Source organism: Thiomicrorhabdus immobilis (assembly GCF_021654855.1).
GTDB lineage: Bacteria > Pseudomonadota > Gammaproteobacteria > Thiomicrospirales > Thiomicrospiraceae > Thiomicrorhabdus > Thiomicrorhabdus immobilis.
In genome coordinates this window covers 2,168,827-2,192,323 of the sequence record NZ_AP024202.1, presented here as the reverse complement: position 1 = coordinate 2,192,323, position 23,497 = coordinate 2,168,827, and the positions used below count along the sequence as shown (strand labels likewise).

Here is a 23,497-nt window from a genome sequence, read left to right as displayed (position 1 = left end):
CTTACTTATAGTCAAATCGACTCAGGACTTGGGGGATGCATCAATCGGCTAGAGGAGGTTTCTAACTGATTGAATTAACGGCTGTATTTTTCAATCAACAGGGCTTGGGCGTTATAGGGTTTTTCGCCATGGGGTTGTTTGGCTACATAGCTGCCATCCGCTTGTAAAATCCAGGCCCCCGTGTTGTCTTGTAGGTACATCGCCAAACCTTCGGTATACACTTGTTGGAAACAAGCATCATCTAAAATCGGAAAACAGGTTTCTACACGAGCCAGCAGGTTGCGTCTCATCCAGTCGGCGCTTGAGCAAAACAGTTCGGGTTTACCGCCATTGTTTTCAAAATAGTAGATGCGGTGGTGTTCCAGGAATCGTCCGATAATCGAGGTGACGGTGATGTTTTCAGACAGGCCGGGTATACCTGGGCGCAAGCTACAAATTCCGCGCACAATCAGGTCGATTTTTACGCCTGCTTGCGATGCGTTGTATAAAGCGTCGATAATGCCTTGCTCTTCCAAACCGTTCATTTTGGCGATGATACGGGCGGATTTGCCTTGTCTGGCATTCTCCGCTTCACGCTCTATTTTGGCAATCATGCCGCTTTTTAAGGTGAAAGGGGATTGCAGTACGGTTTCCAAATCTTTGGTATCCCCCAAGCTGGTCAGCTGCTGGAAAATCTTAGACGCATCACGCCCGATAATCGGATTGGCGGTAAGCAAGCCAAAATCGGAGTAGAAACGGGTGGTGATATGGTGGTAGTTGCCGGTTCCCATATGGGTGTAATAACGAATACGGTCATCTTCACGGCGTAATACTAAGATCATCTTGGCATGGGTTTTGTAACCGACCACGCCATAAACCACATGTACGCCGGCATCTTGCAGGCGGGTGGCCTGTAGAATATTGTTATCCTCATCAAAACGTGCACGGAGCTCTACAACGGCCGTCACCTCTTTACCATTTTGCGCGGCCTTTTCCAGCGCTTTAATGATTTCAGAGTTTTCGCCGGTACGATACAGGGTCATACGAATTGCCAATACATCCGGATCGGTAGACGCCTCTTTTAAGAAGTCGATAACCGGTGTAAAAGAGTCATACGGGTGATGTAATAAAATGTCTTTCTGCTTGATTTTATCAAACAGTTTTTCAGGCTCTTTATGGCGAGTGAAAATCTTAAAGGCATTTTTTGATGGGCGCTTTTTGGCGGTTAACAACTTTTGTGTGTAAGGTGCAAACAGCAGTTCTGGACGGTTTGCCATGCCTGGCACCGCATCTAAACGATGCAGGTTTACCGGTCCGTTGACTTTATAGAGGGATTCTTTGGGTAATTTGAAGCGATCCAGTAAATAATCAATCAAATGTTGTGGGCAATTGTCCGCCACTTCCAAACGAATCGCACCACCATATTGACGGCCAGAGAGCTCTCCTCGCAACGCACTTAATAGGTCGTCCACTTCCTCTTCATCAATGAACAGGTTGGTATTGCGTGTTACCCTGAACTGATAACAGCCGGTTACCGTCATGCCTGGGAAAAGGCGTGACACATTGGCGTGCAATATCGATGACAGAAACACAAAGTCATTTTCCCCTTCAGTGGCTTCCGTTGGCAATTTTACCAGTCGAGGTAAGGAGCGTGGAACCGGTACAATCGCCAATCCATTCGAGCGCCCAAAAGCATCTTTACCTTCCAACGAGACAATAAAGTTTAGGGTCTTGTTCAGGACTTTTGGAAAAGGATGGGAAGGGTCCAAGCCTACGGGGCTGAGTACCGGTTGAAGTTGTTCAATGAAAAACTTACTGATCCACTCTCTATTCTGCTCGGTCCAATGATTGCGGCGCACAAAACGAATATTCTCTTTTTCAAGCGCCGGAATCAGGATGTTGTTTAAGGTGTGGTATTGTTCTTCAACAATCTCATGGGTGGCTTCCAATAGACATTCAACCACCATTCCTGCCGGTTGTTCATCTGGTTGGGTCAGGGCGTTAGGGTCTTTGGCCAGCTCCATCAAACTGGCTAGGCGCACTTCAAAAAATTCATCCATATTGCTGCTGGAAATACACAGATATTTAACCCGCTCGAGTAGCGGGATTTCCGGATTGTTGGCTTGTGCCAATACTCGACGGTTAAATTCCAACAAGCTACGTTCACGGTTAATGTATTTTGGAAAATCTTCAGTATTTTCAGTGCTGTTTTCTGTGGTTTGAATATCTTGAAGTTCTGACATTGCGGTCTCTATGAAATTTGAACGGATCGAATAATCTCTCTATTTTAGCTTTTTTAGAGAGCGAATACAGGGCGCTGAAAAGAAATTATTATGACAATTTTACAAAGCTAGCAGGCCTGGTGTAATAAGTCGCGGCGTGATTGAGAACATGGGATGTGTTATTGGCAACCTGCTGTCGTCCAGTCAGTCGGAACCCTTGCCGGTTTTGTCTTCGGTTGGTGGTGTGCAGTTTTTCTTGCAACCACAGCTAGGAACCGGGTCAACTCCACCAGGATTCGCAGGGTGGCAACGGCCAATGCGTTTGATGGCGAGCCAAGAACCACAGATTACCCCATGGGTTTTAATCGCTTCGATAGTGTAGCTGGAGCAACTAGGGTAAAAACGACATCTTGGTCCTAATAAAGGGCTGATAAATAATTGATAAAAGCGTACCAATATGATGAGAATCCAAGCGAATGGATTGGGGAATTTATTGAACATGTAACTCTTCTTTTAAAGGAAAGGCATGAAAATAACAGTCATTGGTATGAAACCATCTTTCCAGTTCTATAATCGCTAAAGGGTGGCTTATATAGTAGCCTTGGCCAAAATCACAATTTAACTCTTTAAGATATTCGAGCTGTTCTTTGGTTTCAATCCCTTCAGCGACAACACGCATTTTCAAACTGTGGGCCAGGTTTAATATCGCGGTGGCGATACTTATGTCTTCCTCTTCTTGTGGGATGCCATCCACAAAACTCTTATCGATTTTAAGCACACTCAAAGGGAATTTCTTTAAATAACTTAACGAAGAGTAGCCGGTACCAAAATCATCAACCGACAACCCAAAACCATTGGCTCGAATTTTATTGAAGCGGGCAATGTTTTCAGTCACGTTATTCATGACGGTACGTTCCGTGAGTTCAATTTCCAACAGATGGTTATGGACATTGGCGTTTTGCATCAGTTTATTTACAAAACTTAAAAAATGCGGGTTTTCAAATTGCACGCTGCTGACGTTCATCGCGATATGTAGCGAGTCGAAGCGGGTGCCTTTCCATTCGCTCAGCTGTTTGATGCACTCTTGAGCGACCCACTCGCCGATTCTTAAAATCAAATTGCTCTCTTCGGCTATCGGGATAAACTTGTCGGGCGGCACAAATCCCAGTATAGGGTTGTTCCAACGAATCAATGCTTCCACCCCAACTACTTTGCCACTTTGAAGGTTGATTTGTGGTTGGTAGAGTAAAAAGAATTCCTTGTTTTGAATCGCGGTTCGTAGATGTTTTTCAATCAATATCCGTTGAGCCAGGTCGGCTTCCATCGATTCATGATAAATCGAATAGGTGTTTTTCCCGAGCTCTTTTGAGCGGTACATTGCGGTATCGGCATGACGAAGTAACGTGTCGACATCTTCTCCGTGTTCAGGATAAAAGGCGATTCCGATACTGGCTGATATTTGCAATTCATCATTATCGATTTTCATAGTGCGTTCAATCTGGTTGAGTAAACGTAATGATATCTGCGATGCATTGTTTTCGTCTATTTGACTGAGCATGATGACAAATTCATCTCCGCCAAAACGGCAGATATGGTTGGTTTGGTCATGACTGCGCAAAGCGCTTTGAATGCGTTTGCCCACGACTTTTAGCAGTTCGTCTCCCACGCTATGCCCTAAGGTGTCGTTGACTTGTTTGAAACCGTCTAAATCCATAAACAGTAATGCCATCGTCTCATCCGGCGATTCTTTCATGCGAGTTTCAACCGATTGCTTGAAGTAAACACGGTTTTCTAACTGGGTTAAGGCATCAAAGTATGCCATCTTGGTAATCGCTTCTTCTGTTTGGCGCTGATAAGTGATGTCTTTAATGAACAAACTGATTTCAGTGCGGCTTTTTACATTCATCAAGGAAATGGTCAACTCTGCAGTAATCGGATTGTGAGCACGATCAATGAGATTGATTTCCGTACGGTTTGCCTTACCTTCAAGCGCCTTTAATTTAAGCGAATCCCTGAATATTTTGCTTAGCGTTTTTTGGGAAAGGGTTTCATCTATCACCAATGGTTGTGACGTCTTATCAAAAATTAGGCTGACTAAGTGTTGTCCAATCGCTTCTTCTTTGAGGTAGCCGAAAATCTTTTCGGCCTCAGGGTTCCAATCGATGATATAGCCTAAGTCATTGGTAATGATAACGGCATCTTGAGAGGTCGATAGTAGCTGGGATAAACGGGTTTGAGTCTGTCGTAGGCTTTGTGTGTAGCGGGTCAGCCAAAGGATGGTAAATGCAAACACAATATAGCTGATAAAGCCTAATAGGAGACTTTGCAGTAATTTCGTTAAATTGATATTGTTCATGAGCCATGGGCGTACAAATTCTATCGTTGGCCCATGGATGTTTGAAAGGATAGGGAATTTAGAGGTGGTTTTGGTGTTCAGCCACTCGTCTATAAAGGTTTTTTGTTGATGGCTTTCTTGCAGAATATGTATTTTCGGCCCCTCTGAATTGGTTGAAGGGTCTGTTGCATTCAAGGTAATAAGCATCTTTTCAGGTGAGAAGAAGTGGTTGATTTTCGTTTCTATGCCTTTAACAACAGGTTGCAAAATAAACACAATTCCTCGGGTCTGTTTAAGGCGTTGTTCATGGTTCAAAAGCTTTGGCGAATTTAAATAGATCGGCTTAAAGGTGATTTTATAAAGCGTATTACTCCGCACTTCAGTCAACAGAAGGGTTTGCGGTTCATTGTCTTCAATGGAATCGGTGAATTTTGTCACCATTTGCGGAATGCTGAATAAATCTTCGGATAGATAGATTGAGCGTTGTGGATCGAGAGGGATAATCGAGGTAATCGCTAAAAAAGCGTAAAGTTTGTTTCCGGTCTGTTCGGTGAACAGTTCTGAATTGGATATTTCAAAAGACTCATATCCCATGTTTCGTTGCTGTGTTTCAACCTCATTTTTTCGAGCGCGAGAGATGATTTCAGCTAGGCCAATGGTATAGTTTTGGCTGTTGTTTGTTAAAAGCCCCTTGGCAAATTCCCTAAATGCAGGTAACGATTTAACCGTTTGAGAGGTATAAAATTCAGACAGGCCATTGAGCAGTGTTTCGGTACGTTTTTGTTCAAGTTGCATCTGTTGAGCAATGGCTTGGCTTTTTTGTTCAACAATGTTTTTTTCCTGATTGAATTGGCTGGTGATTTCAAGGCTAGCCACTACAGCAAGCCACACAACGCCTATCAGGGTAATAGCCAATATTTGCAGTTTAGTTAATTTGGATAATAAAGAGCTGACAATGGAATTCATCTTGAGCCTTTCTGGTCATAGATAAGTGAATGTGAAAACACGTTTTCTGGCAAATGCTCTTTAAAAGGCTTAGCGATGGCTGGATTGATCCATAATTGAAAATCTTGGTTAGGAACAACGGAAATCTGATTAGGGGGGGTGCCGTTCAATATCGCCACGGCGGCTTGTCCTGCCCAGTGACCTTGTTCATCAGGTATCTTATTCATGCCCAATGCCACGTAAGGCATCATCCAGTCCTGGGTTGTAATGGAAATTTTATGATTGTGTTCTTTAATCCACTCTAAATTGGTTTCATGGTTCCAGCTTTTTAGTGCGGCACGATTCGAGAACAAAATAATATCTATTTGAGGATCTTCTTGGAGTCGCTGGTAGGTTTTACGCCATTCTTCTTCGGTTTGCACTTGGTAAGCGGTGCTCTTTATTCCGAATTTTTTGACAACTTTATTGAATTCAATGATGTCATGATTCGCCGAAGTGCCTTGTGTGGTCAAAAAAGCGATATGGGTTTTGGATGGTTGAGTGCTGAATAAAAGCGAAAGTAGGTTTTCGGTTGGGTTTTTTTCAATCATCCCGGTGGTGTTTTTATAAGGTAAGCCGTAGTGTGTACCGGAATTGTTGACACCACAATAGACGAACGGAAGTTGACTATCCTTATAGTGCGATTTTAGTACGTGCTTCACCGCGTTGTCGTCAGACACTATGACCACGTTCGGGGAGTTGGATTCAATAAAATCCACCGCTTGTAAGCCGATTTTCTGTAAATCGTCCTCATCAAAAACTCGTTTACTGTTCATGAAAAAAGTTTTGATGTGGCAATGGTCTTTAAGGGCTAGGTTTAAGCCCCTTTCAACCCCGTTTTGCCAACTATAACCGGGTGCATAGCTAGCAATATATACACAAACAGGGCGCTTTTTCTCAATCGGCGGTTCAGCGTGAGCGCTGACACTGAATATGGATAGTAATAAGAAAATAAACCCGACAATAGAACCGGGGATGTGAAGCCTTGAGAAGAGGGGCGTGATATTTGGCATAGGTTTAGTTGTATCGAAAGTTAAACTTAACAAAGACTCAAGTTAGAGGTGACTTGCCACTAAAAAAACAGTGTTTTATCGCGCTAGAGCAAGCGATATATAAACCTGGAGATTAGTTAACATTAAAATTACCTTGTGGTCGGATTTGTTCAGTTTACAACACCTTCTCTGTGTAAGTTGGTTCGGTTGTCATTTAAATGTTCTATTTACTTATTTTGACTTTTGTAACAGCCAGCCGTAAAGGGCTGTTTATTTGTTTTCACATCAAAAACATCTCAAAATATTACAATGATTCGAGCTAGAATAGCAAATAAACAAAACTGATTAACTTGATGTTTTATCATTTTTCAATAAATCGCTTACGCGTAATGTTGGTTTTAAAGGAATTTATCTATGTCGCAACCACAGCTAAAACGAATCTTAATTTCACAGGCAACCATCGTTAACGAAGGCTCGAAGATGGTGGGTGACGTTCTAATCTCTGACGGACGTATTGCAAAAGTGGCGCCTAAAATTGACGAGCCTGCCGATCAAGTGATTGATGCAACAGGCTTAACCTTGTTGCCGGGAATGATTGATGACCAGGTGCATTTCCGTGATCCCGGTTTGACGTCCAAAGGGGATATCGCAACCGAATCCAAAGCGGCGGTTGCGGGTGGAACCACCAGTTTTATGGATATGCCTAATGTTAAGCCAACAACGACGACCATTGAGAATTTGGAAGCGAAGTATCAGATAGGTTCTCAGAAAGCGTGGACAAACTATTCGTTTTACTTTGGAGCGACCAACGATAATATCGAAGAACTTAAGCAGGTGAATCCCAATACCGTTTGCGGTGTTAAGGTTTTTATGGGAGCGTCTACCGGAAATATGTTGGTGGATAGAGAGCAGGCGTTACGGGATATTTTCACCTATAGCCCGACATTGATTACCACTCACTGTGAAGATACCCCAATGATTAAGGCTCAGGAAGACAAGTATCGCGAAAAATACGGTGAGGACGTACCTATGTCTGCACATCCTGAGATTCGTTGTCGTGAAGCGTGTTATAAGTCATCCTCTTTTGCGGTTGAATTGGCCAAGGAAACCGGCGCCGATTTGCATGTGCTGCACTTGACCACGGCGGAAGAGATGGCGCTGTTCGAACCAGGCCCGGTTGAAGGCAAAAAAATCACTGCAGAAGCTTGTGTGCATCATTTGTGGTTTACCGAAGAGGATTATGCGACCCGTGGTTCTTACATTAAATGCAATCCAGCTATCAAGAAACAGTCCGACCGCGATGCGATTCGTCAGGCGGTGAGAGAAGGGCGAATTGATATTATCGCCACGGATCATGCCCCGCATACTGATGAAGAGAAGCAAAATAGCTATTTTATGGCGCCAGCCGGTTTACCTCAGGTGCAACAGTCATTATCAGCACTCCTCGATATGGTGCATGAAGGGGTGTTCGATTTGGAAACCGTGGTGCAAAAAACCGCGCATAATGTGGCGATTCGTTATCAAATTGCAGATCGTGGCTATATTCGAGAAGGGTATTGGGCGGATATCGTATTGGTCGATATGAATAAGCCCCATACGGACGATAAAGCGCATAACCTATATAAGTGTCAGTGGTCTCCGTGGGAGGGGCATACCTTTAAATCATCGGTGATCAGTACGATAGTTTCAGGCGAACTTAAATATTATCAAGGTGAATTTGCTGAGTTTACACCGGGTCATCGTTTACTGTTCAATCGCAGATAGAGTCGATATCAAAATGGCCTCATCATGCCATGGAGAGGCTTGCAACCGGGAGAGGCTTGGTCTTATTAAGTTAAATAGCGTAAAATGGCGGCCAGCGGATAAGAATTTGGGAAGACGGGATTAAAAAATGTCAGATGTATTTATTGGAAGACAACCTATTTTAGATAGAGATATGCATGTTTTTGCTTATGAGTTACAGTTTCATCAAGGTTTAAACCCTAATCAACAGACTCTTGAAGCAACGATTGAACTTATCAAAAAAACGGAAGAAGAGATTGGCTTCCGGTCGATTGTCGGTGAGCACAATGTCTTGCTTTCTTTACCCAAAGAACTGATAAGTAAAGAGCATTTGTCCAACTTCGATAACTACAAACAGCTGGTTTTGGAAATTCCGAATAATGTCACCAAAGATGTAGAAGTCTTACGCAGTTTGAAAGAGTTGAAAGCGGAGGGCGCGGGGGTTGCCTTGCATGATTTCATTGATGATGATTCAAGTATTAAATTGGCGACGATTTGCGATTATGTGAAAATCGATACCGAAGCTCACACTGAAATGCAAATGAAAAAAATGCTCGAATCTCTGCATGCTAAGGGCGTTAAAGTCATCGCTGAAAAAGTGGAAACTGAGGAGATGTTCAACTATCTCAAAAAGCTCGGATTTGACTATTTCCAAGGTTATTTCTTTACCAACCCTATCGTCATCAATGGACAGAAATTAACCGGCAATAAATTGACATTGTTGCAGCTTTTGTCCAAGGTGAATGATCCAAATACCGATTTTCAAGAGCTTTCAAACATCATCAGTCAGGACGTGGCTTTAAGCCATAAGTTGCTTGTGGCGATTAACAATCCCGCGGCCATGATTCCAATCAGAGTGGAAAGTGTGGCAGATGCGTTGAAATATATGGGATTAAAACGACTTAAGTTTTGGGTCAATATGTTGATGTTGTCCAGCATGGAAGAGGTGCCGCAAGAACTGTTGACCACTTCTTTGATGCGAGCTAAGTTTTGTGAACTCTTGGCGGACGCTTCCGGTCATCATAATGATAAAGACGCTTTCTTTTTAGTAGGTCTGTTTTCGACGTTAGGTGCGTTTTTTAGAACGCCTATCGAAGAAATCGTAGCTGAGATGCCATTGGCGGATGAATTGAACGATGCATTGGTCAATAAGGTCGGAGTAAAAGGTGAAGCCTTGAAGGTTCTGATGAATATCGAGCAGGCGAATAACACTCTAAGAAGTCTGCATTTTGATGGCTTGGGGATGGGGCAAATTGGTAATAGCTTTATGGCCGCCAATGCCTGGGCACAACAAGTGATTAGTAGTTGATTTGATCATCAATATTTAACCGGTTTATTGTTAGATGCTTTTACGAAGCACTAACCCACTACTCTACAAAGTCAGGCTTTACCTGGCTTTATTTTTTTAGGTGGAGTCTCTCTACCATTAAAAGATTACAGAAAATGCTACAGGAGAATTGTCCATGACCATGCAGTCTATTAACCCCGCTACAGGTGAGTTGCTTGTGGAGTTTGATACTTGGGACGAAGAGACCTTGGATTATGCGCTGACGCAAGCGGGTTACATGTTTGAGGATTGGTCAAAGTTAACACCAATGGAAGACCGTTGCACGATGATAAGACGGGTTGCAGAGGTGTTAAGGGATGATATTGAACCTCTTGCCGAGCTGATTACCCTGGAGATGGGTAAAACCTATAAAGAGGCGCAGGCGGAAATTGAAAAGTGTGCTTGGGTCTGTGATTTTTATGCGGAACATGGCCCTAAGTATCTTGCGGATGAAATCGTCGAAACTGACGCTTCTAAAAGTTATGTCGCTTATTTACCATTAGGAGTGGTACTTGCCGTTATGCCTTGGAATTTTCCATTCTGGCAAGTATTCCGTTTTGCGGCTCCAGCTTTGATTGCTGGAAATATTGCGGTTTTAAAACACGCGTCGAATGTTCCTCAATGCGCCTTGGCGATGGAAGAGGTTTTCCGTAAAGCCGGTTTCCCTGACCATATATTCTCAAATCTGATGATCGGTTCTGACTTGGTTGAACAGGCGATTCGTCACCCAGCGGTAAGAGCGGTGACTTTAACCGGTAGTGAAAATGCCGGACGTAAAGTAGCGAGCATCGCAGGTTCTGAACTCAAGAAAACGGTTCTGGAATTAGGCGGTTCAGACGCTTTTATCGTGTTGGAAAGTGCCAATATGAAAGAGGCGATTGAAGGTGCAGTCAAAGGACGTTTCCAAAATATGGGGCAAAGTTGTATTGCGGCCAAACGTTTCATTGTTGACCAGTTCATTGCCGATGATTTCATCGAACGTTTTAAAAATGCCATAGAAGAAAAATTTGTCGCTGGCGACCCTATGGATCCGCAAACGACCTTGGCTCCCATGGCACGGCAAGACTTGTTGGATGAGCTACATGAGCAGGTGATGGAATCGGTCGAGCTGGGTGCGACAATTGTAACGGGAGGTTATCAGCTGGATCGCCCAGGTTGTTACTATGCACCGACTATCTTGACCAATGTTACCAGTAATATGCCAGCATTCAATGAAGAGTTCTTTGGCCCGGTCGCCATTGTGATCAAGGCTTCTGAACCGGCACATGCATTAGGCATCGCCAATGGTGTTGATTTTGGTTTGGGTGGCTCCATTTGGACTGACGATTTAGCCACCGCAGAAACGATGGCTCGTGGCATGGAGTCTGGAGCGACCTATGTGAATAACATCAGTTTCTCCGACCCAAGGTTACCTTTTGGCGGGGTGAAAAACTCGGGCTATGGCCGTGAGCTTTCAGAGCATGGTATTCGTGAGTTCACCAACGTGAAAAGCATTTGGATTAAATAATCTCGGTCGTTAGGGCATACAAATTTAAAGGCGCGTTATGTTTGATTTACTCTTAAAAACACTGTCGGATTTAAAAGAGCCGGCGATTCTATGGCGCTTGTTTGTGCCATTTGTGGCGGCAATTATTTTGGTCTCATTAATGGGGTATGGCCTGTTCGGTGTGTTTTTGGTGAGTGATTTTGTGACCCAAAACCCAATGGTTCAAGAGATGGGGGTTTGGACAAATGAAGCCCAACAAACCATCGGTGCAATCCCTTTCATTGGGGGTGTGTTGATTTGGATTGTTGGGATGGTCGTGGCGGTGATCGCCGGTGTCTTAGGGGTGTTGTTGGGAAGTTACCTGATTCTGATTTTTGCGATGATCATTACCGGTTTTATGACCGATAGCCTGGTGAAAGCGGTGCATGACAAACATTATCCGAATACCGATTATTCCGGACATGGTTCCATAATGGGCATGGTTTGGAAGTTAACCGTTTATGGCTTCTTATTGTTGTTGCTGTTCTTGGTGACGATTCCAATGCTGTTTATTCCATTGATAAACATCATCTGGTTCTGGCTATTAGGGTTTATGTTTTTTAGGTATTCGATTGTCTTGGATGTTGGCCAGGTGATATTGCCCGAGAAACTGTTTGATGAAGTGAAACACATGACTAACTGGACACCAACACTTGCGGTAGCGGCACTGTTTTTATTAAGCACCTTACCGTTGGTTGGACTGTTTATTCCAGTATTGGCCGTTATTGCATTATCTCATTACTACTTCGATTATCTATCGACCATGCCGGTTAGAGAAGAGCGTTAATTAACTTTTACCAGGCCTGGTAAGTTTATTTTAGCGTTTCTTTTTAACCGCTTTCTTAGTGGTTTTTTTAGCCGTTTTCTTCGGCTTTTTCTTAGTTGTCGCCTTTTTAAGCGCATCTTTCATGGTGAAGTTAGGCTCTAAGCCAGCAATTTTTTCTACCGGTAACTTCTGTTGTAAGTGGTATTCAATCCGTTCCAGATTCACCAAGTCATGACGCTCTACCAGATTGATGGCCACCCCGACCTGTTGTGCGCGCCCGGTGCGGCCAATACGGTGAATGTAGATATCACCACGGAAAGGCATGTCGTAGTTGATGACATGGGTGATATTCAGCATATCCAGTCCACGAGCCGCTACATCCGTCGCCACTAGGATTTTGATTTTGCCGCTTTGGAACTTCTGCATTTTTTCCATACGTACGGCTTGGATGAAGTCGCCATGTAGGACTTGGGCGGAGAGGTTTTGCGATTGTAAAAACTCGGTGATTTCAATGGCACGTTCTTTTTTGTTGCAGAAAACGATGGCGCTTTGGCAGCTTGCGTCCAGTAGGATATTAGTCAGTAAAGCTTGCTTGTGAGCCTTGTCATTTGCCAGATAAACGAGCTGTTGGACTTGTTGCGATTTTTGGTTTGGCGCGTCGATTTGTACCACTTGTGGGTTGTCTAAGATTTCAGCGGCGAATTTTTCAATCCCTGAACCACTTAAGGTCGCTGAGAACAATCCCGCCTGGAAGTCTCCCGGAATCGCTTCAATCAACGCACGAACCGTTGGGCCTTGCCCCATATCCAGCATACGGTCGGCTTCATCGATAATCAGTATTTCAATGTTCGATAAATCAACCGCATCCTCTTCCATGATTTTAGCTAAACGCCCCGGGGTCGCTACTAAGATATCGCAAGGCTGTCTTAAGTGCTCCATTTGCTGGCTCATTTTGAAACCACCGGTGATGATGACCGATGGGAAATCGCAATGGGTACCAAGCTGTTTGACTACCTTGTGAATCTGAAAGGCAAGTTCACGGGTGGGCGCAAGAATCAAAACACGAGGTTGGTTGCTGCGCTGAGGTTCTTCCAAAAGGTATTGTAGAGCTGGTAGAACAAATGCGGCGGTCTTTCCTGTACCGGTAGCGGCGCCTGCAAGTATATCCTGGCGCTCCATCAAAATTGGAATAGCCGCTTCTTGTACAGGTGTTGGCTTATGGTATTTTTGCTGCTCAATGGCAGAGAGCAGTACAGGGTCTAAATCCAATTCTTCAAATGTCATGCGAATCTCAATCAATATCAGGTGATGGCCGTTCCCTCTTCACTTAAGGGAAAATGGCTTGCTTAATAGCGTGAATAAATTATTTGTGTATTTTATAACAAGGTTGGTATTCACTGGTGTCTAGTTTCATACGTTTTTGTGCCACAAAACTCTCAAGCAGTGTATCCATCGCTTGCATGATTTCTTTATCGCCGTGTAAGTCAAACGGTCCGTGGCGCTGAATCTCTTTTATGCCTTCGGCTTTGACATTCCCTGCCACGATGCCTGAAAAGGCTTTACGTAGCTGACTGGCTAAAAGATGAACCGGTTGATCTTTGTGTAGACTGAGCTTGGCCATGTTTTTGTGATTTGGAATGAATGGCTGCTGATGTTCCAATTCCAAGGTTAAACGCCAGTTGTAATAGTAGGCATCACTACTCGCTTTACGGTCTTGTCTAACCAATTCCATCTGTTCTTTCATATAACTGGCGACATCACGAGGGTGATTGATAATCAGTTTGAGCTTGTCGGTTGCCGCTGAGCCTAAAGTGGCGTTTAAAAACTGCATGATGCCGTTGAAGTATTCCGTGCTTGTGCCATTACCCGTCAACACCACCGGTAAGGTCAACTCTTTATTGGCGGGATGAAGCAGGATGCTCAAAAGATACAGCAGTTCTTCCATTGTGCCTGGACCACCGGGGAAGATAATGATTCCGTGACCAATGCGCACAAACGCTTCGAGACGTTTTTCAATGTCCGGCATAATGCAAAGTTCACTGACAAAGGCATTGGGCGCTTCAGCCGCGATAATGCCTGGTTCGGTCATGCCGATGTAGCGGCCTTGCTTATAGCGTTGTTTGCCATGTCCTAAAATCGCACCTTTCATTGGGCCTTTCATTACCCCAGGGCCACAACCGGTACAAATATCCAGGTTACGTAGCCCCAGTTCATAACCTAGGTGTTTACTGTAGTTATATTCCGACTCGGGAATCGAATGCCCGCCCCAGCAGACCACGATATTAGGTAACACATTGGGTTTCATCAATTGGGCATTACGAGCAATATGAAACACCGCATTGGTGATTCCATGAGCGGTATTGAGATCGATTTTTTTACTATATAACACTTCATTGCGTGAATAAATCAGGTCGCGAATCACCGCGAAAAGGTGCTCCTTTAAACCGATAATGAGGCTGTTGTCCACAAAGGCATGACGGGGTGCGTTTTTGATGATTAGTTGTACACCACGCCCTTTAACCGTAACGTCGATCGAAAAATTGGGATATCTTTCAAGCAGTGCCAGTTCATTGTCGGCTTCCGATCCCGTGTTGAGCACGGCCAATGCACAGCGCATCAAGATATCATTCAAACCTACATCGGAGGCGTCGCAAAGTTGTTGCGCTTCTTGGTAGGATAAAATTTGTAGGGAACCTTCTGGGCGAATAATGACTTCAGCTATATCGGTATTCATGGTAGTGTACACTCATTATTTTTAGCATAAATTATGGGGTTTATTATGCGTGACAATCGTCCTCATGAGGAAGGTTTTTTAATCATTTTGTTGATTCTGGCCTTAGTTGGAATCGTCTGGTTATTCTCGCCTTTTCTGGAAGCACTGTTTTTTGCGATGATCTTAGCTACCGCAAGTTATAAGGGGTATCAGCGGTTATTGCCGCATTGCAAGCGTTCGGAAACCATGGCCGCTTCAATTATGAGTGCGCTGGTCTTTTTAGGTGTCATTGCGCCGGTGACCTATTTATTGGTCGAGGTCAGTTTGCAGGTAGGGGGGCTTTATGGCAGTGCCCAGGCCTGGTTGAATTCGCAGGATGCCGAAAGTTTCACCAAATTGAACCAAGCCATTTTGAACCATCTGCCGATTAGTGAATCTGCCCAACAGAGTGCTTTAATGCAGCTAAAAGAGCACTCACAAAAGATTCTGGGCTTTGTCCAACAAGCCACCGTGTTTTTATTGGAAGGCATTTTGGGAACAACCTCGTCATTTGTGACGTTTATCGGTTTGTCGGTATTTGCTCTGTTTTTCTTTTATCGTGATGGGCGTGCGATTGCGCATCATATAAAAATCCTGTCGCCTTTGGAAAACTACTATGACCTGATGATAATGAATCGGTTTGCATCGTTATCAACGGTTTTAACCTTGAGTGTGGTGGGGATTGCGGTGATGCAGGGTGTGTCATTCGCTTTGGTTTCTTGGTTTTTAGGGTTACCCGGCCTGTTTATCGGCATGGCGATTGCCGTGACCTCTTTTATTCCGGTGGTGGGTGCGGCTCTAGTTTGGATTCCTATCGTGATTTTCTCGGTCGCTCAAGGCGATTATGTCACTGCAGCCATAATCGCATTTTGGGGTGTTGTCATTACCGGTTTTGTGATTGACAACATCATGCGACCTTTGATGATCAACCGACTCACCAATAGCTTGGGTGTGGCTGGTGAGGGGCTCAAGGTCGCAAACCACACACTTATCACGGTGTTGTCCACTTTTGCAGGACTGATTCATTTTGGTGTGATTGGACTGTTTTTTGGGCCTGTAATTGCCGCTATGGCCATCACTATTTTTGATGTTTACGAGCATAAAAATTCTCATACGCTTGATAGAACTTAGTGATGAGCTTGGCGGTTTGATAGTGGTATGATTGATGACTCTTTTAGGAGGTTGACGATTATGAAAAAAATATTGCTAACAGCTATTTTATCAAGTTTAACATTCACTGCATCCGCTCAAGAAGACCTCTATGTTGAAGGTTTTGAGGCTTGGGCTCAAGAACTGAAGGCCATGGGTGATGAAATCTCCACCCATGCAACCGAAGCCTATGTTGCCGACACCAATAGTGTCATCAAAAAACAAGGTTATATCGGCGATGAGTTGCCGCTACCAAAAGCGGTTAAAGTGATGGATGGAGTCTATACCATCGTTGGTAGTCAAATTTGGCATAACCCGTCAAACTTCGGTTTAAACAATAATATCTCCTTCATTATTTTCAAAGATGGCGTGTTTGTTTTTAATGCGGGAGCTAACCCTGCCATTGCCTACAGTGCACATCAACAAATCAAACGTATTACCGATAAACCCGTTAAATGGTTGGCCGTTGAAAACAACCAAGGCCACGCCTATTTGGGTTCGAGTTACTGGGTAGATGTCGGTGTTAAAAACCTTTATTCCAGTGCACAGGCTAATGATATTTTCAACCGCGCCTTTGAAAAAGAAGTTAGGCAATGGGGTGAACGTATAGGACCGTTGTTAACGCGTCCTTGTCGAAATGTAACGGATAAATTCACCACTTTCGACGGCAAGATGACCGTCGATGTGGGTGGTGGAGAAACCTTTGAACTTATTGATTTCGGCCCAGGACATACTCCCGCCTCAACCAGTGTCTATATTCCTAGCCGCAAGCTGTTCTTATCCGGGGATTTAGCCTTTAACGAGCGTATGCCGGTGATGTTTAATTACACCAACAGTTTTGATTGGATGAACTCATTTGAAAAGATGATGAAAGTGATTCCCGTTGACGCAAAAGTGATTCCAGGACATGGTACACCAACCGATATGGCCACCATCAAAAAGCAGACCTACGATTACTTCCGTTACCTGCAGAAAGAGGTGAAAAAAGTCATTGAAGCTGGTGGCGATGTAGAGCAAGCTGAAGCCGTGGACCAGAGTATGTACAAGGATAGACCGGTATTCGACCAGGCAGCGAAGAATAATGCGAGAAGGATTTATAACGAAATCAATAACGGTTATTTCTGATTTGGGGCTTATTTGGGTGATTTCTGCGTTAAGTTAAAGCTTGTTTAGTTTTACTAAACTTCGCTTTAACTTGCCTTGAACTCCCGCCAAATAATCTCCCAAATCCTGATACGGTTTTGAGTTTTGTTGATTGCCGTTATTTTGGAGGCTTCTTTGTTAGGCTCATACTTGTACAGTGTTACTAAACCTCACTTTAACTTGCCTTGAACTCCCGCCAAATAATCATCCAAATCCTGGTGCTCTTAAAAACTTCATGTCTTAGTGACTTCGTGGTTAATCTTTAGGTTATACCAGGCCTGGTGAGATTGTTTAAATACAAAAAAAGCCGATTTAAGAATCTATCTTAAATCGGCTTTTTTTAATGGCTCTGTGTAATGTTTACATCGGATCCATCAGGTTTGGATCGTCAATGTAGCCATTTTCCAGACCTTTGGTCACTATCGCCACAGCATCGTGAGGGTGTAGGCTTTCCAGGTGATTGACTCTAATCCAGAAGTCTAGGTATTCGGCATTGTTATCAAACGCTTCTTGTAAACGACGGCTGGCGTCTTCACAGAACATCAAGTTTGAAGCATTCAAACGTGCAAATTCTTGTTCATCTTCACGTTTTACAACCGCTTGAACCGGCGTTTGCAGCGCGTTTTCGATTTGGTTGATAATGCGAGAAATCGCCAAATTATTTGACTCGCTTACCTTCACTTTCACTTGTGCGTAAGAGCGCTGGCTATGCGGTGTTGCACAAATCCCTTCTGGGGTGCCAAGCCATTCTAAAACGGTTTGGTAATCCATCTCTTGATTAGCAAATTGCTTTTCAAACGCTTCTTGAATCAACTGGCGTGAAAGTGCTGCAGAACAAGGGCAAGTTGAAGAGTAAGGCACTTCAATTGAGAGTTCACAACTAAACTGGCCTTTGCGCATTTCGCCGCGGATGGTTGCTGGATAGTGTTTCCAGCCACTGTTGTCACTTAACAGTGAGTTACGACGTTCATAGTAGTCAAATTTAAACTCAACAAATGCCTGTGTACTCAAACCTTGGTGAGAGTCTATAAAGGCTTCTAAAATAGCTTTAACACGGTTTGAAGTAAGAGGCTCATTGCTGGCCATTTGATCTAAATGTAGATACAAACGGGACATATGAATCCCTTTACTTTCTGGGTCGTTTAAATCTACATAAGCTTGTGCTTGGGATGAGAGTTTAACGATTTCATCTTTGTCTAAACCTTGTTGAATCAGAATCGGCAGTTCTATTCCGCTCATTCCTACCCAGTTTAGTTTTCCTTGTGGACCGTGATGAGGCTGGCAAGCGATATCGGGCATGTGCTTTGTCATGCAATTTCCTTCGTCTTTGAGTGAGTTTTTAAAGATAAGCTGAATTTAGCGTTACTATCTGTATAACTAACTGAAAATTATTAAAAAGTGATTGGCGATTTTATCAAATAATTGAGTAGATTGCTGGGTTAATCAAAATAATGTTTGAAATTATCAATGTGGAATGACCGGAGCGACTTAAAAATGGTGGATGCTCTCGATCAGCCAGGTTTCTACGGTTTCGGCATCAAGCTTATTGTTCTGACTCTCATCAAATAGACACTCTAAACGACTATCTTGTCGCCAGGCAATATCTTCAAATTTAAGCTGGCCGTCACTCCAGTTGATCAATTGCCACTCTTTGCCCGTTTTTATAATGCCTTTGGCGCGGATTAAACTCGGCGCGATCTGTTCAAAAAAGCGTTTAAGGAGCACTCGGTTAAATTGAACGTCAGCATTCCATATCCAGCCCATGCTGAGTAACTCGCGGCCTTTGGATTGTTGGTTTTCACTGATAAAACAGTGTTTGGTTGCCGTTATCCTTGAGGGGTAACTTAGCTGAGAGTTGGTGCTTTGGTGTTGATGACTGTCCATGTTGAGATGGTTTGGAGCGAGTTTGCAAGGCTGTTTTTGCGGGTGCGTTAGAATGCAAAAAGGCTTTTTGGTTGGTGGTTGCAGTAATCCATCGAGCGCGATGACCCCGTTTTGAGTTTGGGTGATGTCGGTTTTAGGCGGGTAACATTGCTGCAAGATATGCAAGGCTTGGCTTAGGGCCGCATCATCACTTAGGTCAGTTTTGTTTAGGATTATTGTATCGGCCAGTGTGACCAGATCACGCATAACCGTCGATTTTTGCCAGCGTTCTTGGGTTAGCTGTTGTGGGGTGATCACGCAGACTATCTTTTGTAAAGCCAGCGGTTGTGCGAACTGGCTGTTTTGCAATGCATCAATGATTTTAGCAGGATGACCCAGGCCGGTTGGTTCAATCCAGATTCGGTCGAAAGCTTGCTCTGAATCTTTGCTCCGGGTTAATTGTTGGTTGATGGTGCTGACCAAACCGATTTGCGCGGTACAGCAGATGCAACCCCCGGATACGGCTTGGATATTCAGGGCGTTTTGCGGATGATCTAGGCTGGAAAGATGGCTGGCATCAATATCGACTTCGCCAAATTCATTGATAATAACCAGCCAGTTTTCAGTAGCGGGTTTTTGCGTAATAAGCTGTTTTAAACAGGTGGTTTTGCCACTTCCAAGGAGGCCTGTTATAAGGTGAACGGGAAGTGGCGTGTGCATTTGTATAAGAGCCTTGGTGAACCGCTCAACCTCTTAGCGAGGGATGTCGGTACCACCTAACAGTTCATTGACTATCGCTTCTCTGTTTAACTCGATGCCAAGGCGTTCGGCAATAATCTGTGCATCACGATAAGCGTTGCCCAAACAGGTTGTCGCGCCTGGAGAAGGTGTCATATTGAAGATGAGGTTTTCATTTTCAGGCACGATGCTCGCTTCACCCAGTTTGAGTTGCATGGTGGTTTTATCGATGACTTGAGGGCGTAAGCCGCCAATTCCCGAGGCATACTCTAAACCTTCCGGCTTTAAGCTTGGGATGATTTTACTGGCATCTTTGGCAAACAGTTTTTGACGAAGTATCGGGACTTCAAACATGAAATTTCTAAAGATATAGTTACGAATCGTGCTGTCTTTCATTAAGTCCCAGAAGACTTTAATCACTTTAAAGTCGAGCTTTAGACTCTTCCAGAAATCCCAATAGGTTCCGCCGGTATAACGCTCCAGTTTAGGTAGCACTAAAGCCGTTGGCCCAAGTCGGGTTTTATCCAGTTCAATCAAATCCGGATCGCCATGCAGAGCGGCAAACGGCAGTTTATCGTTTTGCATGGTGTACACTTTACCGTTCAATATCTTCGGCACATAGTAGAAACTTCCACCCATTGGTAGGATTGACATATCCATACCATGACCAAGTTGATTGGCGAGCAATAAGCTATGTGCTCCGGCTGAAACCACCACAAACGTGGCTAAAAAAGTACCTTGCGGAGTGGTCAGTTCGTAGTGGTCATCAAACTTGGCGATTTTTTCCACTTCACAGCTCAGAGAGACATTAATCTCAGTGCTGGTATTGCGTGCGCTGTTGATAAAAGATTTTGAAAGGTTGCCGTAGTTAACCGCCGAATATTCATCGGTGCAGCCAGATGCAATGATTTTTTCAGGGCGAGGTTTGCCATCAATCAATGCTACGGCGGGCTCAACTTCAGCGATGCGTTCCGCGTCCCAAAGTTCCATGTAAGGGAAGGCTTCCGCAAATTCGTGATGACGTTTTTCCAGTCTTTCACACTCATCTTCACCTACGGCCAAAATCATCTTTGGAAACTTGTACAAAAAGTCGTTCTTCTCTACCTGGTCAGCGTAATGCACAATCATATTGGCTTGCTGTTTAACCAGTTTGGCTTTTTCTAGCGTGTAGTTCGTTTCAATGTCGCCACAGTGTAACGTTTGGCTATTAGAGCGCGCATGCGAGTTTAATGGTGCTAAGGAACCATATTTCTCTAGCATGGCAACAGAACCGACATTGCTATACTTAGACAGCATATAGGTTAGGGCGCTTCCGGAAATTCCACCGCCAACAATCACAACATCGAAAGTACGATTTTTCATTTGTTCTGTATCTCTAAATTTACGTTCAAGTTCAAAAAATATTTGCGAGCCCGTTATTATATAAAAAATATTAATATGGGGTCGAAATAATTCATATATAAAAGAATAAGATAATGTTTAATAAGTGTTTTTTGTTCAGAGCTCGTTTGAGTCCTAATAGTTAATATTCATTTGAAAGTAAGTGAAAAACTCTATTGTAGTACGTATTATTGGTAGTTAAATTTTTATTTAAGGTTTGCTGTTTTTTGATTGCCTTGAAGTCGTACAATTATAGGTCTTACAATTATGGGTCTTTAAAATCGTTACAATAGTCTTGGCAGGCGATTTAATTTGGTGATGATAACCATAAGGTGGATTATCATAGGTTTTTTTAAGGTGGATAAATGAGTTCAAAGCGATTAGAAAATGCAGTGTTGATTACCGGTGGAGGTCAGCGTATCGGCGCTTATTTGGTTCGCCAATTTTTAAGTCAAACTGATTTTCCGGTTGTGTTTACTTATCGAACCCCGCGCTCCGAAGTCGAGGAGTTGATTGCTTTAGGTGCGATTGCAATTCCAGTCGATTTCAGCGATTCAAAAAACTTACCAGGCCTGGTGGAAGAGGTAAAAACGCATGTCAAAAGTTTACGGGCGCTAATCCATAATGCCTCTGTATGGTTAAGCGATGCACAGGCTCCCGCATTATCGGCTGAATATGCTGATTTATTTAAAGTGCATGTTGAGGTGCCAAGTTATTTGAATGAACATTTGCATCCACTTTTGTTGGCCTCCAGCAGTCGACACAAAGACATCATTTCGTTATCCGATTACAGTGTGAGCCGTGTTGCCGATTCTCATATCGCCTATCTTGCCAGTAAGGCCGCATTGCAAACGCTAAGCCAGGGGTTTGCCAAGAAGTTTGCACCGGATATTAAGGTGAATGACATTGCCCCGGCCTTGATCCAATTTAATAAGGGTGATAGCGATGTCTATAAACAGAAGCGTTTAGCGCAGGCGGCTTTGCCGATCGAACCTGGGGCAATCGTGGTTTGGCAGGCGGTAGAGTATTTGATGAACAGCAGTTATACCACCGGAACTATATTGCAGTTGGACGGTGGCAGGCACTTATTGTAGTGGGTTTTGCCTGTTAGCACGATAATCGGACAATCGATATCGAAACAGGCAAGAGATGTATGGTGATAAACTTTAAAAAGGACAGCCCATCGCTTTGGCGTTGTTCTTAACCGTTAAACGTTCTTTTTCATCTTTCTCAGCATGGAATTCATCGCGTTCATACCAACCTTGGGTATGTTGCAATACCAAATCGGCTAGGGCATCGGCATGGTCGGCGCGGTCGTTTAAGCAGGTGATGTAACTGAACTTCTCGCCGCCGGCTTCTTCAAAATACTCACGGTTCTCTTCACCAATCTCTTCAATGGTTTCCAAACAGTCCGCCGAAAAGCCAGGGCAAATAACTTGAATATCTTTAATGCCTTCGCCTGGTAACGATTTCATGGTGGCATCGGTGTAGGGTTTAATCCACTCTTCCTTACCAAAAAGCGACTGGAACGTGACTTTATATTCGTCTTTAGATAGTCCAAGCTCTTCTGCCACTAAGCGGGATGTCACATGGCATTCACAGTGGTAGGGGTCGCCGTTGTCTAGATAACGTTGCGGAACTCCGTGATAGGACATGACCAATAATTGGGGTTTTCCATGAATCGCTTGGTGTTCTCTAATGCTATTGGCAAGCGCCTTGATGTAACCTGGGTGACGATGGTATTTATTGATGAAACGTAATTCCGGTAGCCAGCGCCAGGTCTGTAATTCACTGCTGACCGCATCAAAAGTAGATGCGGTCGTTGCCGCGGCATATTGAGGATATAGCGGTAATACCACGATACGCTGACATCCTTTGTCCTGAAGCTCTTTAAGTGCGCTGGCAATGGAGGGGTTGCCATAACGCATTCCTAAAGCAAACTCCACTCTACCGGCAAAGTGGGGGCGGACTCGTTCAGCCACCGCATCCAGTTGTCTTTGCGCGATGTTCAATAGTGGCGCACCTTCTCCCTCGCTATCCCAAACCGTGGCATAGGCTTCGGCAGATTTGGCAGGCCTGGTATTGAGGATGATGCCATTCAAAATCAAACGCCATAACCATCGAGCCGGAGGGGGTTCAACCACTCTTGGATCCATCAGGAACTCTTTTAGATAAGGTTTCAAAGCCTCTTTGGTCGGCGCATCCGGCGTACCAAGATTTGTGAGTAATACTCCTGTTGCGCTGTCCGCACCATGCGTGAAATTTTGAATACCTTGATATTGCACAAAAGAATCCTTTTTAGAACTTTAAAAATCGATAAAAAGCTATTTTAGAATAAAGCGAAAGGCTTGTGGAGCGGATATTGAAATAGACTGAATATAGCCTAGCTTTTAGATGTATTTATTTTGAGATGGGTGAAAACAGAGATGGTGCGCTTGAGAGGAGTCGAACCCCCGGCCTTCCCCTCCGGAGGGGGACGCTCTATCCAACTGAGCTACAAGCGCGAATTTTGAGCCCGTATTATAAGGCTTTGCGGGCATTCTTAAAATGATTTTTCAAA

17 protein-coding genes and 1 tRNA gene are annotated in these 23,497 nt (G+C 44.0%); 7 read left to right on the top strand and 11 right to left on the bottom strand.

Annotation, left to right across the window (positions count from 1 at the left end):
- Positions 1-74 precede the first annotated feature (74 nt).
- From ppk1 to L6421_RS09910, 4 genes are all read right to left on the bottom strand, one after another.
- Positions 75-2,222, bottom strand: a complete 2,148-nt coding sequence (gene ppk1 / locus L6421_RS09925) for a polyphosphate kinase 1 (protein WP_237261639.1) — start codon at positions 2,220-2,222, stop codon at positions 75-77.
- A 183-nt stretch (positions 2,223-2,405) separates the two neighbouring features.
- On the bottom strand, positions 2,406-2,702 hold the full coding sequence (gene yidD, locus L6421_RS09920) for a membrane protein insertion efficiency factor YidD (protein ID WP_237261638.1): 297 nt from the start codon (positions 2,700-2,702) through the stop codon (positions 2,406-2,408).
- Positions 2,692-5,502, bottom strand: coding sequence for a putative bifunctional diguanylate cyclase/phosphodiesterase (locus tag L6421_RS09915; protein WP_237261637.1), 2,811 nt, complete (start codon positions 5,500-5,502; stop codon positions 2,692-2,694). The genes yidD and L6421_RS09915 overlap by 11 nt, the downstream gene beginning before the upstream one ends.
- On the bottom strand, positions 5,499-6,533 hold the full coding sequence (locus tag L6421_RS09910; RefSeq protein ID WP_237261636.1) for an ABC transporter substrate-binding protein: 1,035 nt from the start codon (positions 6,531-6,533) through the stop codon (positions 5,499-5,501). The genes L6421_RS09915 and L6421_RS09910 overlap by 4 nt, the downstream gene beginning before the upstream one ends.
- 393 nt (positions 6,534-6,926) lie before the next feature.
- Here L6421_RS09910 and L6421_RS09905 point away from each other — a divergent pair, with 393 nt between their 5' ends.
- The 4 genes from L6421_RS09905 (at position 6,927) to L6421_RS09890 (ending at position 11,933) form a co-directional block, all read left to right on the top strand.
- Positions 6,927-8,276 (top strand): dihydroorotase, encoded by a 1,350-nt coding sequence (locus L6421_RS09905; protein WP_237261635.1) that lies wholly within the window; start codon positions 6,927-6,929, stop codon positions 8,274-8,276.
- A 127-nt stretch (positions 8,277-8,403) separates the two neighbouring features.
- Complete coding sequence (locus L6421_RS09900; RefSeq protein WP_237261634.1) at positions 8,404-9,603, top strand: EAL and HDOD domain-containing protein; 1,200 nt, start codon at positions 8,404-8,406, stop codon at positions 9,601-9,603.
- A gap of 154 nt (positions 9,604-9,757) precedes the next feature.
- Entirely contained in the window at positions 9,758-11,128 is a 1,371-nt protein-coding gene (locus tag L6421_RS09895; protein WP_237261633.1) for an NAD-dependent succinate-semialdehyde dehydrogenase, read from the top strand.
- Positions 11,129-11,165: 37 nt separating this feature from the next.
- Complete coding sequence (locus L6421_RS09890; RefSeq protein ID WP_237261632.1) at positions 11,166-11,933, top strand: EI24 domain-containing protein; 768 nt, start codon at positions 11,166-11,168, stop codon at positions 11,931-11,933.
- A gap of 30 nt (positions 11,934-11,963) precedes the next feature.
- On the opposite strand, the gene L6421_RS09885 is transcribed toward L6421_RS09890, so the two are convergent.
- The gene (locus L6421_RS09885; protein ID WP_237261631.1) at positions 11,964-13,196 is read right to left on the bottom strand and encodes a DEAD/DEAH box helicase; all 1,233 of its coding nucleotides are present in this window, start codon (positions 13,194-13,196) and stop codon (positions 11,964-11,966) included.
- Between the two features lie 79 nt (positions 13,197-13,275).
- Positions 13,276-14,646: a nucleotide 5'-monophosphate nucleosidase PpnN gene (gene ppnN, locus L6421_RS09880; RefSeq protein WP_237261630.1), complete on the bottom strand. Its 1,371-nt coding sequence runs from the start codon at positions 14,644-14,646 to the stop codon at positions 13,276-13,278.
- Positions 14,647-14,691: 45 nt separating this feature from the next.
- Here ppnN and L6421_RS09875 point away from each other — a divergent pair, with 45 nt between their 5' ends.
- Both L6421_RS09875 and L6421_RS09870 read left to right on the top strand, forming a co-directional pair.
- Complete coding sequence (locus tag L6421_RS09875; RefSeq protein WP_237261629.1) at positions 14,692-15,795, top strand: AI-2E family transporter; 1,104 nt, start codon at positions 14,692-14,694, stop codon at positions 15,793-15,795.
- Positions 15,796-15,855: 60 nt separating this feature from the next.
- Complete coding sequence (locus L6421_RS09870; RefSeq protein WP_237261628.1) at positions 15,856-16,938, top strand: MBL fold metallo-hydrolase; 1,083 nt, start codon at positions 15,856-15,858, stop codon at positions 16,936-16,938.
- Between the two features lie 378 nt (positions 16,939-17,316).
- Here L6421_RS09870 and folE2 read toward each other — a convergent pair whose 3' ends face one another.
- From folE2 to L6421_RS09855, 3 genes are all read right to left on the bottom strand, one after another.
- Positions 17,317-18,267: a GTP cyclohydrolase FolE2 gene (gene folE2 / locus L6421_RS09865; RefSeq protein WP_237261627.1), complete on the bottom strand. Its 951-nt coding sequence runs from the start codon at positions 18,265-18,267 to the stop codon at positions 17,317-17,319.
- A gap of 177 nt (positions 18,268-18,444) precedes the next feature.
- Positions 18,445-19,539 carry a CobW family GTP-binding protein gene (locus tag L6421_RS09860; RefSeq protein WP_237261626.1) on the bottom strand — a complete coding sequence of 365 codons (1,095 nt, stop codon included), beginning with the start codon at positions 19,537-19,539 and terminating at the stop codon, positions 18,445-18,447.
- Positions 19,540-19,572: 33 nt separating this feature from the next.
- A complete protein-coding gene (locus L6421_RS09855) occupies positions 19,573-20,919 on the bottom strand; it encodes an FAD-dependent oxidoreductase (RefSeq protein WP_237261625.1) in 1,347 nt (448 codons plus the stop codon).
- A 383-nt stretch (positions 20,920-21,302) separates the two neighbouring features.
- Here L6421_RS09855 and folM point away from each other — a divergent pair, with 383 nt between their 5' ends.
- On the top strand, positions 21,303-22,031 hold the full coding sequence (gene folM / locus L6421_RS09850) for a dihydromonapterin reductase (protein WP_237261624.1): 729 nt from the start codon (positions 21,303-21,305) through the stop codon (positions 22,029-22,031).
- Between the two features lie 72 nt (positions 22,032-22,103).
- Here the strand turns inward: folM and hemH are convergent, their stop codons facing one another.
- Together hemH and L6421_RS09840 are read right to left on the bottom strand one after the other, a co-directional pair.
- Entirely contained in the window at positions 22,104-23,222 is a 1,119-nt protein-coding gene (gene hemH / locus L6421_RS09845) for a ferrochelatase (RefSeq protein ID WP_237261623.1), read from the bottom strand.
- 142 nt (positions 23,223-23,364) lie between these two features.
- Positions 23,365-23,441: transfer RNA gene (locus L6421_RS09840), tRNA-Arg, on the bottom strand.
- Positions 23,442-23,497: the final 56 nt, after the last annotated feature.